Origin of the sequence: Streptomyces sp. NPDC051320 (assembly GCF_040682175.1) — a bacterium.
In the GTDB taxonomy this organism is placed as follows: Bacteria; Actinomycetota; Actinomycetes; order Streptomycetales; family Streptomycetaceae; genus Streptomyces.
Window position 1 is genome coordinate 346783 of the sequence record NZ_JBFBAL010000008.1, and the last position, 14678, is coordinate 361460.

General features: G+C 71.0%; 14 protein-coding genes. 7 read left to right on the forward strand and 7 right to left on the reverse strand.

Annotation, left to right across the window (positions count from 1 at the left end):
• Window positions 1-321: 321 nt before the first annotated feature.
• Window positions 322-714 (reverse strand): hypothetical protein, encoded by a 393-nt coding sequence (locus AB0M87_RS20305; protein WP_365854745.1) that lies wholly within the window; start codon window positions 712-714, stop codon window positions 322-324.
• A gap of 202 nt (window positions 715-916) precedes the next feature.
• On the opposite strand from AB0M87_RS20305, the gene AB0M87_RS20310 reads away from it, so the two are divergent.
• The 4 genes from AB0M87_RS20310 to fxsA all read left to right on the forward strand — a co-directional run bounded on the left by AB0M87_RS20310 (window position 917) and on the right by fxsA (window position 5134).
• Window positions 917-1357, forward strand: coding sequence for an Lrp/AsnC family transcriptional regulator (locus tag AB0M87_RS20310; RefSeq protein ID WP_164266613.1), 441 nt, complete (start codon window positions 917-919; stop codon window positions 1355-1357).
• Between the two features lie 131 nt (window positions 1358-1488).
• Entirely contained in the window at window positions 1489-3141 is a 1653-nt protein-coding gene (locus tag AB0M87_RS20315) for an amidohydrolase (protein WP_365854747.1), read from the forward strand.
• A 588-nt stretch (window positions 3142-3729) separates the two neighbouring features.
• Window positions 3730-4497, forward strand: a complete 768-nt coding sequence (locus AB0M87_RS20320) for a polyprenol monophosphomannose synthase (protein WP_365854749.1) — start codon at window positions 3730-3732, stop codon at window positions 4495-4497.
• Window positions 4498-4543: 46 nt separating this feature from the next.
• Window positions 4544-5134 carry an FxsA family membrane protein gene (fxsA, locus tag AB0M87_RS20325; RefSeq protein ID WP_365854751.1) on the forward strand — a complete coding sequence of 197 codons (591 nt, stop codon included), beginning with the start codon at window positions 4544-4546 and terminating at the stop codon, window positions 5132-5134.
• A gap of 194 nt (window positions 5135-5328) precedes the next feature.
• Here the strand turns inward: fxsA and AB0M87_RS20330 are convergent, their stop codons facing one another.
• The 4 genes from AB0M87_RS20330 to AB0M87_RS20345 form a co-directional block, all read right to left on the reverse strand.
• Window positions 5329-5703: an RNA polymerase-binding protein RbpA gene (locus tag AB0M87_RS20330; RefSeq protein ID WP_161311542.1), complete on the reverse strand. Its 375-nt coding sequence runs from the start codon at window positions 5701-5703 to the stop codon at window positions 5329-5331.
• A gap of 270 nt (window positions 5704-5973) precedes the next feature.
• Window positions 5974-7320 (reverse strand): MFS transporter, encoded by a 1347-nt coding sequence (locus AB0M87_RS20335; protein ID WP_365854753.1) that lies wholly within the window; start codon window positions 7318-7320, stop codon window positions 5974-5976.
• Between the two features lie 16 nt (window positions 7321-7336).
• The gene (locus tag AB0M87_RS20340) at window positions 7337-8092 is read right to left on the reverse strand and encodes a glycerophosphodiester phosphodiesterase family protein (RefSeq protein ID WP_365854836.1); all 756 of its coding nucleotides are present in this window, start codon (window positions 8090-8092) and stop codon (window positions 7337-7339) included.
• Between the two features lie 14 nt (window positions 8093-8106).
• Window positions 8107-8799: a hypothetical protein gene (locus tag AB0M87_RS20345; RefSeq protein ID WP_365854755.1), complete on the reverse strand. Its 693-nt coding sequence runs from the start codon at window positions 8797-8799 to the stop codon at window positions 8107-8109.
• Between the two features lie 63 nt (window positions 8800-8862).
• Between AB0M87_RS20345 and AB0M87_RS20350 the strand changes: the two genes are divergently transcribed.
• Complete coding sequence (locus AB0M87_RS20350; protein ID WP_365854757.1) at window positions 8863-10362, forward strand: PLP-dependent aminotransferase family protein; 1500 nt, start codon at window positions 8863-8865, stop codon at window positions 10360-10362.
• Between the two features lie 51 nt (window positions 10363-10413).
• Here the strand turns inward: AB0M87_RS20350 and AB0M87_RS20355 are convergent, their stop codons facing one another.
• Window positions 10414-12054, reverse strand: a complete 1641-nt coding sequence (locus tag AB0M87_RS20355) for a hypothetical protein (protein ID WP_365854759.1) — start codon at window positions 12052-12054, stop codon at window positions 10414-10416.
• A 37-nt stretch (window positions 12055-12091) separates the two neighbouring features.
• Window positions 12092-12286, reverse strand: a complete 195-nt coding sequence (locus tag AB0M87_RS20360) for a hypothetical protein (protein ID WP_365854838.1) — start codon at window positions 12284-12286, stop codon at window positions 12092-12094.
• A gap of 293 nt (window positions 12287-12579) precedes the next feature.
• On the opposite strand from AB0M87_RS20360, the gene AB0M87_RS20365 reads away from it, so the two are divergent.
• Together AB0M87_RS20365 and AB0M87_RS20370 are read left to right on the forward strand one after the other, a co-directional pair.
• Window positions 12580-12972, forward strand: a complete 393-nt coding sequence (locus tag AB0M87_RS20365; protein WP_365854761.1) for an ankyrin repeat domain-containing protein — start codon at window positions 12580-12582, stop codon at window positions 12970-12972.
• 201 nt (window positions 12973-13173) lie between these two features.
• Window positions 13174-14592, forward strand: coding sequence for a HEAT repeat domain-containing protein (locus AB0M87_RS20370; protein ID WP_365854762.1), 1419 nt, complete (start codon window positions 13174-13176; stop codon window positions 14590-14592).
• Window positions 14593-14678: the final 86 nt, after the last annotated feature.

Below are 14678 nucleotides of genomic sequence, written 5' to 3' on the forward strand. Positions count from 1 at the left end.
GCCCGGCAGGGTCTTGCCCGCCCGGCCCCACTGATGGATCAGTGCCTGGTAGATCGGTGCTTCCGCAAAGCGCGGAAGCGATTCCTCCGGTGCGCAGGCGATCAGCCGACGGCGTCCGGACCCGCTCCCGGTCCCGTAGTGCAGAACAGTCATGACCGGTCAACGCCGGGCGGCGCCGCCGGGTCACCGTCCCGCCACCTCGGGCGTCTGTTCGCGGCATACGCCCAGACACCGGCGCGCGGACGCCGGCGCCCGGGCAGGCGCCCGGGCATCGGTGCGCCGGTGGCGTCACATGCGCCGTACGCTCCGACGGCCGGCGGCTCAGGCGGCGCGCCGTACGGCCTTGACCGGACGCGAGCCGGGGCCTCCGACGTGGGAGAAGGGCTGCTTCCGCCAGTCGAGCCCCTGAGGAAGCGTCAACAGCAATGCGGTGTCCTGCTGCTGTGCCTCGACGCTCTCATCGGCAGGCGCGGCCTCCGACGCGTCGCGGCCGGTCCCGGCGCACACGGTGAGACCGAACGGGTTCCACGGGCTGGTGCAGAGAGCGTGCTCGGGCAGCAGTTCCTCGTCGGCGAGCAGCGCGATCGGCTGAGCGCAGTCCGGGCAGATCACCCGGTACATCTCCCACGTGTCGTAAGCACCGTGATCAGGCTCGCCCTCCACATCGGCGAGCTCGGCGGCCGCGACGGAATCAACGCTTTTGAGTTTCTGCATGGAGAATCTCCCCCTCGGATGGGCCGACCAGCGACTGTGGTCTCGACCACAGCAAGCACTTCCCGTCCCGCCACCGCGATAATCGCGCGTTCCCCATGGATACCGCTCCAGACCTGTGGTCTTCATCACATGAGCCGGGAAGGCCCCGTTCGGAGCCCTCTTCGACTGGGCCTGGAGTGAACTGGGCAATAGGTTGATCCGTATGGAGGAGCTGGATCGCCGCATCGTGGAGTTGCTCGTCAAGGACGGGCGGATGAGCTACACCGACCTGGGCAAGGCCACCGGCCTGTCCACCTCGGCGGTGCATCAGCGGGTACGCCGGCTCGAACAGCGCGGAGTCATCCGGGGCTATGCCGCGGTGGTCGACCCGGAGGCGGTGGGTCTGCCGCTCACCGCCTTCATCTCGGTGAAGCCCTTCGACCCCAGCGCCCCCGACGACATCGCGGAACGCCTCGCCGGAGTCCCCGAGATCGAGGCCTGCCACAGCGTCGCGGGCGACGAGAACTACATCCTCAAGGTGCGGGTGCCCACGCCGCTGGCGCTGGAGAACCTGCTGACCAGGATCCGCTCGCTGGCCGGGGTCTCCACTCGTACGACCGTCGTGCTGTCCACCCCGTACGAGGCGCGGCCGCCCGAGATCTGAGAGATCCTAGGAGCGTCCCGGGCAGTCGCAGCGGTCCTCCGGCCCGCACCGGGGAGCACCCGGCGGACGCCCGTCGCGCACCGTCCGCCCCGGTGTGCGGAGCCCCCACCGGCAGGCGGGAGACTGTTCCCATGACCGACAGCACCGCCGCACAGGCCGACACCCACACCGTGCTGCTGCGCGGTGGAGACATCCACAGCCCCGCCGACCCGTTCGCCACCGCGATGGTCGTGGAACGCGGGCACGTCGCGTGGGTGGGTTCGGAGGGCGCCGCCGATGCCTTCGCCAAGGGTGTCGACGAGGTCATCGACCTCGAAGGCGCACTGGTGACCCCGGCGTTCACGGATGCACACGTGCACACCACGTCGACCGGCCTTTCACTCACCGGCCTCGATCTGTCGCCGGCCCGGACGCCCGCCGGTGCGCTCGCCCTCCTCCGGGTCCACGCGGCCTCCCGCCCGGCCGACCGGGTGCTGCTCGGCCACGGCTGGGACGCGTCGGCCTGGCCGGGGGAACGGCCGCTGTCCCGCACCGAACTCGACGAAGCGACGGGTGGCCGCCCGGTGTACCTGCCGCGGGTCGACGTCCACTCGGCCGTCGCCTCCACCGCGCTGCTCGACATGGTCCCGCGGATCACCGCACTCCCCGGATACCACTCCGACGCCCCGCTCACCGGCGCCGCGCACCACGCCGTACGCGCCGCTGCCCATGCGGCGATCACCCCGCACCAGCGCGCCGAGGCGCAGCGTGCGGCCCGCCGTCGGGCGGCATCCCTGGGGATCGGCGCGATGCACGAGTGCGGTGGGCCCGACATCTCCGACGAGGAGGACTTCACCGGCCTGCTCCGGCTCGCCGCGGAGGAGCCGGGCCCGCGCGTCTTCGGTTACTGGGCCGATCGCGTCGGCGACGCCAAGGAAGCGCGGCGCATCACGGAGCTGGGCGCGATCGGGGCGGCGGGCGACCTGTTCGTTGACGGCTCACTCGGCTCGCACACCGCCTGTCTGCACGAGCCGTACGCCGACGACGCGCACACCGGCAGCGCCCACCTGGACGCCGCAGGCATCGCCGCACACGTCACCGCCTGCACCGAAGCAGGGCTCCAGGCCGGCTTCCACGCCATCGGCGACGCGGCGATCACGGCGGTCGTCGAGGGCGTGCGGGCCGCCGCCGAGAAGCTGGGCCTGCCCCGGGTGCGCGCCGCACGGCACCGCGTGGAGCACGCCGAGATGCTCACCCCGGAGACCATCGCAGCCTTCGCCGAACTGGGGCTGACGGCCTCCGTCCAGCCGGCCTTCGACGCGGCCTGGGGCGGCGATGACGGCATGTACGCGCAGCGCCTGGGCGCCGAGCGGGCCCGCACGCTGAATCCGTACGCGGCCCTGCTGCGGGCCGGCGTACCACTGGCCTTCGGCTCGGACAGCCCGGTGACCGCACTCGGCCCCTGGGCGACCGTGCGCGCGGCCGCATTCCACCGCACCCCCGAGCACCGGGTCTCGGTGCGCGCCGCTTTCGCCGCCCACACCCGCGGTGGCTGGCGGGCGATCGGCCGGGACGACGCCGGTGCTCTGGTTCCCGGTGCGCCCGCCGACTACGCCGTTTGGCGCACCGCCGATCTGGTGGTCCAGGCCCCCGACGACCGGGTCGCCCGCTGGTCGACCGACCCGCGCTCCGGCACACCCGGGCTGCCGGACCTCACGCCGGGGGCCGAACTCCCGGTCTGTCTGCGGACGGTGGTGTTCGGCCAGACCGTCTTCACGAGGCCGGACGAGCGGCCGAACGAGTGACATCCGGACAATCGGTACCCCCGATCGATAGGCCGGGAGGTCTGCCATCTGGAGCGCCTCCTCCCCACTGACCTGCTGGTTCATGGAAACAGTGCAGCTCACACGGGTGTTGACAGGGAGCGGCCGGAGGCGGGTAGGTTCGGCCGAGTCCACCACAGGACGTCCGACCGGAAGACCTCCACGCAGTCGTCGAACGCCGCTGGGTCATGGGGTGGCGCGCCATGGTGCGCCACCACTGGGAGCCAGGTTCAGCGCCCGCGCCTCGGGGGCGAGGGAGGTTTCAGCCGGAAGGGTGTCCCCCCTGCTCCGCAGGAGCTCGCGGGGGAAGGTGCGACCCGGGTGGGGCCCGGACGTTCAGTAGACAACGGCCCTCGGTCGACCCGCAGCCAGCGGGCCCCAGGTCGGCCCGAAGGACACCGGGCCCCGATCCGCAGTTCTCGCACCCCTCAGGGCCGCCTTCCGCACGCCCACGGCACCTCCACCACAAGCTTCTGGCAGCAACATGCGCCATACCAGGGCTCGGCGGCGGTGCAAGGCGCCCACGCTCGATAGGGTGATGGTTCGGCAGTGACAAGGTGAGGGGCAGCAGTGAACGACGGCGGTGAGCGGCAGTTCGGACCGCTCGGCAAGGCCTTGGTCATCATTCCGACCTACAACGAGGCCGAGAACATCAAGCCGATCGTCACCCGGCTGCGTGCCGCGGTGCCCGAAGCGGACATTCTCGTCGCCGACGACAACAGCCCGGACGGCACCGGGAAGATCGCAGACACGATCGCCGCCGACGACTCCGCGGTGCAGGTGCTGCACCGCGAGGGCAAGGAAGGCCTCGGCGCCGCGTACCTGGCGGGTTTCCGGTGGGGCATCGAGCACGGATACGACGTGCTCGTCGAGATGGACGCCGACGGTTCGCATCAGCCCGAGGAACTGCCGCGGTTGCTCACCGCGCTGAAGGGCGCCGACCTGGTGCTCGGCTCACGCTGGATGCCGGGTGGACGAGTCGTCAACTGGCCCAAGCACCGGGAGATGCTGTCGCGCGGCGGCAGTACCTACTCGCGGCTGCTCCTCAACGTACCGATCCGTGATGTCACAGGCGGCTTCCGGGCCTTCCGCAAGGAGACCCTCGAAGAGCTCGACCTCGACCAGGTCTCCTCACAGGGTTACTGCTTCCAGGTGGACCTCGCGCGCCGTGCCGTGGAGGCCGGCTGCCACGTCGTCGAAGTGCCGATCACCTTCGTGGAGCGGGAGATCGGCGACTCGAAGATGAGCCGGGACATCGTCGTCGAGGCACTGTGGCGGGTGACCGCCTGGGGCCTCGGATCGCGGGCCGACCGGTTGCTGGGCCGCAAGCCTTCCTGACGGCCCGCTGACGCCGTCTTCGCGCGTCGCCAGGCACACTGGGAACATGACAACCGGCACTCCGCCCCCGACCGCTCCCAGGCGTTCCCGCACCCGCACTCTTGTCCCGCTCGGCATCGCCGTCTGGCTGGTGGTCGAGATCTGGCTGCTGATTCTGGTGGCGGAGGTCGCCGGCGGGCTCACGGTGCTCGTCCTGTTGGTCGGCGGCGCCGTACTGGGCGGTGCCGTCATCAAGCGGGCCGGGCGGCGAGCCTTTCGCAATCTGACCGCGACGCTGCAGCAGCAACCGGGTGCGGAGTCCGACACGGAGCAGCCGGCGGGGGACCGGGAGAGCAGCGGCAACGGTTTTCTGATGCTCGGCGGGTTGCTGATCATGCTGCCCGGTCTCCTCTCGGACGTGGTGGGGTTGCTCTGTCTGGTGCCACCCGTCCGGTCGCTGTTGAGCCGGTACACGGAGCGCTCTCTGGAGCGCCGGATGAACCGCGCAGCGCCGGGCAGCCTGGGCGACGCCTTCCAGCAGGCCCGGATGCGGCGCCCGGACGGCAAGGTGGTCCAGGGCGAGGTCATCAAGGACGACCGGACAGAGCCGCGCGATTCCCACGGGGACGAGGGCCCGCGCCCGCCACTCACGCCGTGACACGGCCACTCACGCCGTGACACGGCCACTCACGCCGTGACACCGCCACTCACGCCGTGGCACCGCCGGGCGGCCGTGGCACCGCCGGGCCGTTCCGGGTCCGCGGTGCCACGCAGCAAAGCCGCGGGCTGCGGCGCACCTGAAGTGCGCCGCAGCCCGCGGCTGCTGTTCGTGCGTACGCGAACGCCTGGGCGTTACGCGGACTTGCGGCTGTCCCGCGGATGCACGGCAATGTTCATGGCGCCGGAGCGAAGGACGGCCAGCCTCTCGGCCAGCACCTCCTCGAGCTCCTCGCGTGTGCGCCGCTCCATGAGCATGTCCCAGTGCGTGCGCGCGGGCTTGCCCTTCTTCTCCTCAGGGCCGTCCCCGTCTACCAGGAGTGCTTGGGCGCCGCAGGCCTTGCACTCCCACTCTGGCGGAATGTCCGCCTCCACGGAGAACGGCATCTCAAAACGATGTCCGTTCTCGCATGCGTACTCCACGGCCTGGCGCGGAGCCAGGTCGATGCCGCGGTCGGTCTCGTAGCTGGTCACCACGAGGCGCGTGCCGCGAAGAGCTCGCTCACTCATGAATCGTGCCTCCCGGGCTTGTCGCCCACAGGACAGGTGTCGCTGTCGTCGTCATCCGTTCAACGTCCGGTCGGCGGTAAAGATTCCCGCACCTTGGTGGAGGCGCTGCGCGCCGCTGCCTTCCGTCGTGCCGCCCCTTGTTGTACCCACCAGTGCCCTGTTTGTCACATCTGACTAGGGATGTCACCCAGCGTTTTCATTTGGTGATCACGCAGTAACGGTCCGCCTGGTAAGCCAAAGGCGTACACTACCGGCCTTTCACTTCAGCGCCTAAATCCGGTCGGGCACCGTGTTTCCGGCGGCTGCCACGGCTCGTCGCACGGGGACCCGGGCCAGCAGGGCGAATCCCAGCACGAAGAAGAGCACCAACGAGATGATCGCCTGCCGGTAACTGCCGCTCAGCTGGTAGGTGAGCCCGAAGACCAGCGGCCCCAGCCAGCTCAGTCCGCGGTCGCTCATCTCGTAGGCGGAGAAGTACTCCGCCTCCTTGCCCCGCGGCACCAGATGCGAGAACAGCGAACGCGACAACGCCTGGCTGCCCCCGAGCACCACACCGATCGCCGCGGCCAGCAGATAGAACCAGACCGGAGTCCTGGCCGGCAGGAAATATCCCATGCAGAGGATCAGCGCCCATACGGCGAGCGAGCCGAGGACGGTCAGCTTCGCGCCATACATCCGGGCGAGCCTTCCCATGCCCAGGGCGCCCGCCACCGCCAGGACCTGCACCAGGAGAATGGCCGTGATCAGGGTGGTCTGGCCGAGCCCCAGCTCCTCGGAGCCGTACACAGAAGCCTGCGAGATCACCGTCTGAATACCGTCGTTGTAGACCAGATAGGCCAGCAGGAAGCCGAGCGTCAGCGGGTATCGGCGCATGTCCCGCAGGGTCGCCAGAAGCTGCCGCCATCCCGCGCCGACCGTGCCGCGCCCCCCGCCGGCCACCTGCCGGTCCCGCAGCCGGCTCAGCGGTACGAGAGTGAAGGCACCCCACCACACGCCGGCCGATGCGAGGCAGATCCGCACGGCGGTGGATTCCGAGACCCCGAAGCTGTCGTGTCCCGTATACAGCACCAGATTGAGCACCAGGACGACGGCGCCGGAGGTGTATCCGAACGCCCAGCCGCGCGAGGAGACCGTGTCCCGCTCGTCGGGCTCCGCGATCTGCGGGAGGTAGGCGTTGTAGAGGACCATGGAGACGGCCAGCGCGGAGTTGGCCACGATGAGCAGCAGCGCGCCCAGCAGGTAGCGGTGACCGTCCAGGAAGAACATCCCGGTGGTGGCCGCCGCGCCGAGGTACGCGGAGACGGCGAGCAGGGGCTTCTTGCGGCCCGTCCGGTCGGCGACCGCGCCGACCAGCGGCATGGCCACCACGGCGACGACGACCGAGACGGAAACCGTGTAGGCGAAGACCGACCCGGCCCGCAGCGGGATACCCAGCGGATGGACGAACCCTTCGGTGTCCGCCGCGGCCCTGGCCACCGAGGTCAGGTAGGGACCGAGAAACACGGTGAGCACACTCGTCGAGTAGACCGAGCACGCGAAGTCGTAGAAATACCAGCCATGCTGCTCGCGTCTGCGGTCGGCCGCCTCGGTCGTCCGCTCCACCGCTCCCGCGCTCAACCGCGCCCCCTGATCGTCAGTGCCACGCCCCCCGCTCGGTGAGGACCGTGCGCAGTGACTCGAGATGATCGGTCATGATGCCATCCACCCCCAGGTCGAGCAGGGCCGCCATCCGTACGGGGTCGTTGACCGTCCACACATGCACCTGCAGGCCACGGGCGTGCGCGGCCCGGACGAAGCGCCGGTCGACGACTCGGACCCCGCCGTGGAACTCGGGGACCTGGGCGCAGACCGCGCTGCCGCGCAGCGCCGCAGGCATTCCGTACGAGCGCAGCCGCAGTGCCAGGACGCCGCTCAGGCCGTAGGAGGTGGCAAGACGCGGTCCGCCGAGAGCCTGCGCCCTGGCCACCCGCCGCTCGGAGAACGATCCGACGCACACCCGGTCCCAGGCCTCGCTCCGGCGGATCAGATCGATCAGCGGGACGAGGACGGACTCCGCCTTGACGTCGATGTTCCAGCGGGCTCCCGGAAACGCGTCGAGCAGTTCGTCGAAGAGCGGGAGCGGCCGGCGGGCCGCCGTCCGGGCACGGCGCACCTCGCTCCACGGAAGTTCCGCGATCGGGCCCCGGAGATCCGTCATCCGGTCCAGCGTCGCGTCGTGGAAAGCGACGAGCCGGCCGTCCGACGTGGTGTGCACATCGGTCTCGAAGTACCGGTACCCGGCATCGGCCGCTCGCGCGAAGGCGGCGCTGGTGTTCTCCATGCCGTCGGCGGCGCCGCCGCGGTGGGCGAACGGTATCGGACCTGGGTGGTCCAGAAAGGGATGGCGCATACGGATGGCTCGGGTCACTCGGGAAGTATCGCGCCTTCGGGTACCGGGACCGCGGCCGAGGGCCGGGCGTTCTCCGCGGGGCTGCCGAACACCCGCAGGAAGAACTGTGCGAGCGGTCCGATGGCCAGGGCATAGGCGACCGTGCCGACGCCGACGGTGCCGCCGAGGGCGAAGCCGGCGGCGACCACCGCGACCTCGATGGCGGTACGCACCCACCGGATGGGCCGACCGGTGATCCGGTGCAGCGCGGTCATCAGCCCGTCCCGCGGTCCGGGGCCGAGGCGGGCGGAGATGTAGAGGCCGGTTGCCGCGCCGTTCAGCAGTATCCCCGCGACCATCAGCGGTATGCGGGCGACGAGCGCGTGGGCATCGGCCACCAGGCCGAGCGTCGCGTCCATGGCGATACCGATCACGAAGACGTTGGAGACGGTGCCGAGCCCCGGCCGCTGGCGCAGGGGGATCCACAGCAGCAGTACGGCGGCTCCCACGATGATGGACACGGTGCCGATCGTCAGCCCGGTCAGCGCGGCCAGGCCCTGGTGCAGGACTCCCCACGGCTCCAGCCCCAGTCCGGCGCGCACCAGCAGGGCGGAGCTGACTCCGTACAGCACCAGGCCGACATACAGCTGAAGCAATCGGTGGATGAGCTCTTTCGGCAATGCGGCCTCCGCGGTAGCAAGTGGACTGGCGCCAGTGGACTGATGCATGACACTCTGTGGCCGGTGATCGTGTGACAACCAGGGCCAATCGAGGATGGGTGGACTTGTTTCATGGCGCAGTGGACTTCAGCGGTCGGAGCGGCTCAGCTCGCCCGTCAGCTCAGCGGCCAGCATTCCCGGCCCGCCGGACCGGGCACTCGTAAGCCCCCCGCTTACCGGGCGCTGGCCGACGGTGTCCGGCTGCTGGTCCTCGAAGGCCGGGTGCCGGTCGCCGCGCGGCTGCCCGCCGAGCGCGAACTGGCGGTCGCGCTGTCGGTGAGCCGCACCACGGTGGCCGCCGCGTACGAGGCACTGCGCGCCGAGGGGTTCCTCGAGTCACGCCGGGGAGCCGGCAGCTGGACCGCGGTGCCCGCGGGCAACCCGCTGCCCGCCCGCGGATTGGAACCGCTGCCGCCCGAGGCCCTGGGATCGGTGATCGACCTCGGCACCGCCGCGCTGCCCGCGCCGGAACCGTGGCTGACCCGGGCGGTACAGGGGGCGCTGGAAGAACTGGCGCCCTACGCCCACACCCACGGCGACTACCCGGCCGGCCTGCCCGCGCTGCGGCAGATGCTCGCGGACCGCTACAGCCAGCGCGGCATCCCGACGATGCCGGAGCAGATCATGGTCACCACCGGAGCGATGGGGGCCATGGACGCCATCTGCCACCTCTTCGCCGGCCGCGGCGAGCGGATCGCCGTCGAGTCACCCTCGTACGCCAACATCCTGCAGCTGATGCGGGAGGCGGGCGCCCGGCTGGTGCCGGTGGCGATGGCCGAAGGGCTCGGCAGCTGGGATCTCGGCCGGTGGCGGCACGTGCTGCGGGACGCGGCTCCGCGGCTCGCCTACGTCGTCGCGGACTTCCACAATCCCACCGGGGCGCTGGCCGACGAGGACCAGCGACGCGGGCTGGTGGACGCCGCACGCTCGGCCGGGACGGTGCTGGTCGTCGACGAAACCATGTCCGAACTGATCCTCGACCCGGCCACGGAGATGCCGCGTCCGGTCTGCGCCTTCGACCCCGCGGGCAGCACGGTGCTGACCGTCGGCTCGGCGAGCAAGGCCTTCTGGGCCGGCATGCGGATCGGCTGGGTGCGGGCGGCCCCGGACGTCATCCGCAGCCTCGTTGCGGCGCGCGCCTATGCCGACCTCGGCACCCCGGTGCTCGAACAACTCGCGGTCAACTGGCTGATGAGCACCGGGGGATGGGAGAAGGCCGTCGCCATCCGGTGCGCCCAGGCCCGCGAGAACCGTGACGCGCTGGTCACCGCGGTCCGCCGTGAAGTGCCCAGCTGGGAGTTCGAGGTTCCGCACGGCGGACTGACCCTCTGGGTGCGGACCGGGGGCCTCTCGGGGTCCCGGCTGGCCGAGGTGGGCGAACGGGTCGGTGTCCGGGTGCCGTCGGGGCCGCGCTTCGGGGTCGACGGCGCGTTCGAAGGGTATGTGCGCCTGCCGTTCACTGTCGGTGGCCCGGTCGCGGACGAGGCGGCGCAGCGACTGGCCGCCGCGGCCAGGCTGGTGGAGAGCGGTGCGAGCAGCGCCGCGGAAGCCCCGCGCAGCTTTGTCGCTTGAGGGTGCCGTGTCGCCCGGGGTGCGGCCCGAGAGAGCGGACACCCCGTTCACTCAGCTCTCGGCGGCCACCGGATCGTGCACGGTCCCGGCGCGGGCGGGCGGGGCTTCGACCGCCTCCGATACGGCGTCCGCGGGACCCGGCGTCTTCTGGAGGGAGGCCGGGAGCGGAGCCGGCGCTGCCCCTTCTCCCGGACTCCCCGGGAGAAGATCCAGCACGGCCCGGCGGTGCGCCTCGCTGGCTTCTTCGTCGTACGGGTCAGGGGTGGCCGGCACCTGGATCCTGAGCACGGGGCCTGACCCGAGCCGTGCGTACCCCCTGCCCGGCGGGGTGCCGGGAGTGGGCGTGGTACGCGGTGGGGCGCCGAGCAGGACCTCGATCTGCTGGTGGCTGGCCGGTCCGAGGACGACACGGGCCCGGGTGTGACGGGCCACGGTCTCGCTGACAGCGTCCACCGAGTCGAACTGTTCGGCCACCACGACCGTGACGTTGGCCGCTCTGCCGTGCCGCAGCGGCACCTGCAGCAGTTCCTGCGGGTCGGTGCGGCCGGCGGCTGCGGCCAGATGCCCGAACGCACTGGGCCGGTCGAGCAGGATCCACAGCGGGCGCCGGATGTCGTCGGGCGTGGGATGCCCGGACTGCCTGGCCCGGTCCGCGGCGGTCAGCCGCCGTTCGGTTTCGTGCGCGGCCCATTCCAGCGTGGCCAGCGCGCCGGACAGCCCGCACTCGACGGCCAGCACCCCCGGCCGTCCGGACAGACACGCGTACTCGCCGATCCCGCCGCCCTCGACGATCACCACATCGCCGTACTGCAGGGTCTGGAGTGCGAGCGAGCGCAACAGCGTGGTGATTCCGCTGCCCGGTTCACCGACGACGAGCAGGTGCGGCTCCGTGGAGCGTGCTCCGGTACGCCAGACGACCGGAGGCGCGTCGTGGGTTTCCTCCCCCTCCTGGACCGGGACGGTGCGCTGCACCGCGTCGGCGTCGGTGAAGCCGAGGACGGTCTCGCCGGGAGCGGTGACGAAGGACTGGGCCGCGATCGAGGTGGACAGCGCGGGCAGCACGCTCATCGTGAGCCGGTTGCCTTCCTCGTCCCAGTCGAAGAGATACTCGCGGCCGCGGCCGGACTTGGCATGCAGCAGTTGTTCGACGCGGGCGCGGGACGCGGGTTCGCCGTCCGCGAAGTACGCGGGATACGTCACCCGCAGCTCGGTGAGCCGCCCGTTCTCGTCGAACGCGAAGTCACTGAAGGCCTGGTCCCACTCGCCGCCGTGGGCGAAGAGCGGAGCCGGGTCCTCGGGGAGCGAGAAACACGGCACGAGAGCCTCGTAAAGAGCCTGTAGCCGGGCCGTCTCGGCTTCGTCGGGCCCGGTCCGCACCTCCGCCCGCTCGTGGCCCTTCCAGGCGGCCGCGGCCATCACCGTGATCAGGGCGAGCAGCGGCCCGTACGGGATGAGCGCGACCACCAGGACACAGGCCGCGACGAAGACCAGCGCGGGACCGCGCCGGTCCCTGGGCATCGCGGCCCACCGCCGCCCGGTGGCCGAGGCCAGCCTTCGCAGGCCCCGGCCGACCGTGATCAGCGGATGAAGGACATCGGTGGCACTGTCGGCGGCCGTCCTGGCGATCTCGCGGCTGCGGATGATCGGTGCGCTGCTGCTGCTCAGAATGCGAGGAAGCGGTCGCCGGGCCACATCGGTCTCCTGGGTCGGGGGAGCGGGGTGCTGAGGGTCAGAACTTGATCCCGCCCAGCAGGCTGGCGAGGCTGGCACTGCCGGCCGTGATGCTCGGGGCGATGGCGGTGCCCGCGAGGAAGAAGCCGAAGAGCGCACAGACGATTCCGTGTGATGCCTTGAGCCCGCCTTTCCTGAAGAAGAGGAAGACGATGATTGCGAGCAGTACGACGCCTGACATGGACAGGATCATGAGGGTCTCCTGATTGAGGGGGACAGTCACCATGAGTCCTTCCAGCATCACCGAAAGTATCTGCCGGTTAAAAGCGGCAATCGGGTTATTTGTCGTCTTTTTCACTGGACCGGCCTACAAAAGGCACCCTGGGACCGCTCCTGCCAGGCCGGCGCACCGGGTGTCCGCGCTTCAGGTGATCCTTGCCGCAGCCGGGCCGGGGCATGTCCGACGCCGGGCAGTACGCTGTCGAATCACCCGTACGGCTGCCCTGCCGTACCCCGAGGTCAACGCTGTGAAAGGCGGTGCGCGCGATGAGCGGAGCCCCCGATCCCGAAGTGGTCGAGCTGGCTACGAAGGTCTTCGATCTCGCCCGGCAGGGAGAGGCCGGGCAGCTCGCCGCGTATGTGGACGCCGGAGTGCCGGCGAATCTCACCAACGACCGGGGCGACACCCTGGTGATGCTCGCCGCGTATCACGGTCACGCGGAGGCGGTGCAGGCACTGATCGCACGGGGCGCCGACGCCGACCGCGCCAACGACCACGGACAGACCCCGCTGGCCGGAGCCGTCTTCAAGGGAGAGGAAGCGGTGATCCGCGCGCTGCTGGCCGGCGGCGCGGACCCGGCGGCCGGTACGCCGTCCGCGCTGGATACCGCCCGGATGTTCGGGAAGACGGAACTGGTGGAGCTGTTCAGCGCCGGCTGAACCGGTCCGTCGTAAATGTGGTCGCGGTGGCGAAATGGGTGGGTCATCATGACGTCGCGGGTCCGATTCGGGCCACCGACGAGAGGCAGAGGAAGATGGACTGCATCAAGCAGAGGACAGCGGGCGGCCGGACATGTTGCTGCGCGGCCAGGTAATCCCCGTTTCCCGGTTGCGTCGACAGCTTGATGTGAGGCTTCTTCCATGATCGATCCAGTCATAGCGCCGAGCGGCACGTTGCTCGGCCTCCTCCAGAGGGGCCGGGGTGACGGCACGCTGCATGCGCTCGCCGCACCGCGCTCCGAGGCGCTGGCGGCGTTGAACCACTGCGTACTGAGTGATCCTCGCCACGACTGGCAGGTCGAGAACCGTTCGCTGTACTACGCGCGCCTCTGTCTCGATCTCGACGGTGGTCTTGACGAGATCGAGCAGCACCTCTTCTCCGCCGAGGACCACATCATCACCGAGGACACCAGGACCGGCTTGGCCCTCGCCGTGCTGGGGCACCTCGCCGCGTACGACAGGCGCGACGCGCTCGCTCTGCTCCGGCGATACGCGGCGAGCGGCGCCAACTGGGCGTGGGCGCTGGACGAACTCGCCCTGCGGGACGACGACGCCGGGCTTCGCTCGCTCGCCGTGCCTGTGCTCAGCCGGTTCCCCGCCACCGCGGAGGGTGAGGCAGAGCTGGCCGTGTCCGTGCGCGATGCCTACGAGCCCCGGCCCTGGCGACTGTGGGCCGAGGATCCGCGGGAATCCGTCGGAGCCCGGGTGAGGGCGGCCGGCGAACGGGGCTCCTTCGACCGCTGGCAACGACAGATGCGCCCGACGGGCCCGCGACCGGGCTGGAGCGTCCAGGCCGTCTTCGACTGGGCACAGCAGGGACTGGAGCGCGGCAGGGAACTGCACGTGCCGGCCGCCCGCTGCCTCACCGCCGTGGCGGGCCCGCAGGACCGCGCGGCGATCACCGAGGCTGCCCGCAACGGCACCGACGGCGCCCGGGGGGCCGCACTGCACTATCTCGCCGAGGCGCGGGACCCCGCGGTACTCGACCTGATCGAAGCGGCAGCGGCCGGCCCGGCGCGCACCGTCTCCGAAGCCGCCATCGCCGCGTTCGAGCGGATGTGCGGCGAGGAAGCGGTGGACCGCGCGCGGAGCTGGGCGCAGCGGCCCGACGCGCTGGGCGCGTCCGCCGCCGGAGTGCTCGCCTGCCGGGGTGGGGCGCAGGACGCCCATCTGGTGCTCGGTGCGCTGCGCGAGACCGTACGGTCCGAAGGGCCCGACGCCCGGCTGCTGTGGACGCTGGTCGACGGGGCCGGCCGGCTCGGTATCGCCTGCGCGGCGCCCGTACTGCGCCATGTGTACCGCGAGACCACCTCGTCCCATCTGCGGGGCAGCGCGGCGCGCGCGCTCGCGGCCACCGACCCCTCCTTCGGCGCCGGATTCGCCGTCGAGTGCCTCTGGGACTGCGAGGAGACCACCAGAGAGGTGGCCGCACTGCACGCCGAGACCGGTGACGTCCGGGTGGTCGACCGACTGCGCAGGCTGGCCGCGGACCCCGCAGAGGAGGCCGAGGTGCAGACCGCCGTCCGCAGCAGGATCGGCACCGAGGGGACCGCCCACTGAGCGGCGCCGGTGAACCCCGCGCCGCGGTGGCACAGCCGTACCGTCCGCGCCGTTTCGACCGGTGTCAGTGCGAGGACCTAATCTGT

Coding starts and splice junctions, on each gene's coding strand:
- AB0M87_RS20305 (WP_365854745.1), bottom strand. CDS start 714: ATGCAGAAACTCAAAAGCGTTGATTCCGTCGCGGCCGCCGAGCTCGCC.
- AB0M87_RS20310 (WP_164266613.1), top strand. CDS start 917: ATGGAGGAGCTGGATCGCCGCATCGTGGAGTTGCTCGTCAAGGACGGG.
- AB0M87_RS20315 (WP_365854747.1), top strand. CDS start 1,489: ATGACCGACAGCACCGCCGCACAGGCCGACACCCACACCGTGCTGCTG.
- fxsA (WP_365854751.1), top strand. CDS start 4,544: ATGACAACCGGCACTCCGCCCCCGACCGCTCCCAGGCGTTCCCGCACC.
- AB0M87_RS20330 (WP_161311542.1), bottom strand. CDS start 5,703: ATGAGTGAGCGAGCTCTTCGCGGCACGCGCCTCGTGGTGACCAGCTAC.
- AB0M87_RS20340 (WP_365854836.1), bottom strand. CDS start 8,092: ATGCGCCATCCCTTTCTGGACCACCCAGGTCCGATACCGTTCGCCCAC.
- AB0M87_RS20345 (WP_365854755.1), bottom strand. CDS start 8,799: ATGCATCAGTCCACTGGCGCCAGTCCACTTGCTACCGCGGAGGCCGCA.
- AB0M87_RS20350 (WP_365854757.1), top strand. CDS start 8,863: ATGGCGCAGTGGACTTCAGCGGTCGGAGCGGCTCAGCTCGCCCGTCAG.
- AB0M87_RS20360 (WP_365854838.1), bottom strand. CDS start 12,286: ATGATCCTGTCCATGTCAGGCGTCGTACTGCTCGCAATCATCGTCTTC.
- AB0M87_RS20365 (WP_365854761.1), top strand. CDS start 12,580: ATGAGCGGAGCCCCCGATCCCGAAGTGGTCGAGCTGGCTACGAAGGTC.
- AB0M87_RS20370 (WP_365854762.1), top strand. CDS start 13,174: ATGATCGATCCAGTCATAGCGCCGAGCGGCACGTTGCTCGGCCTCCTC.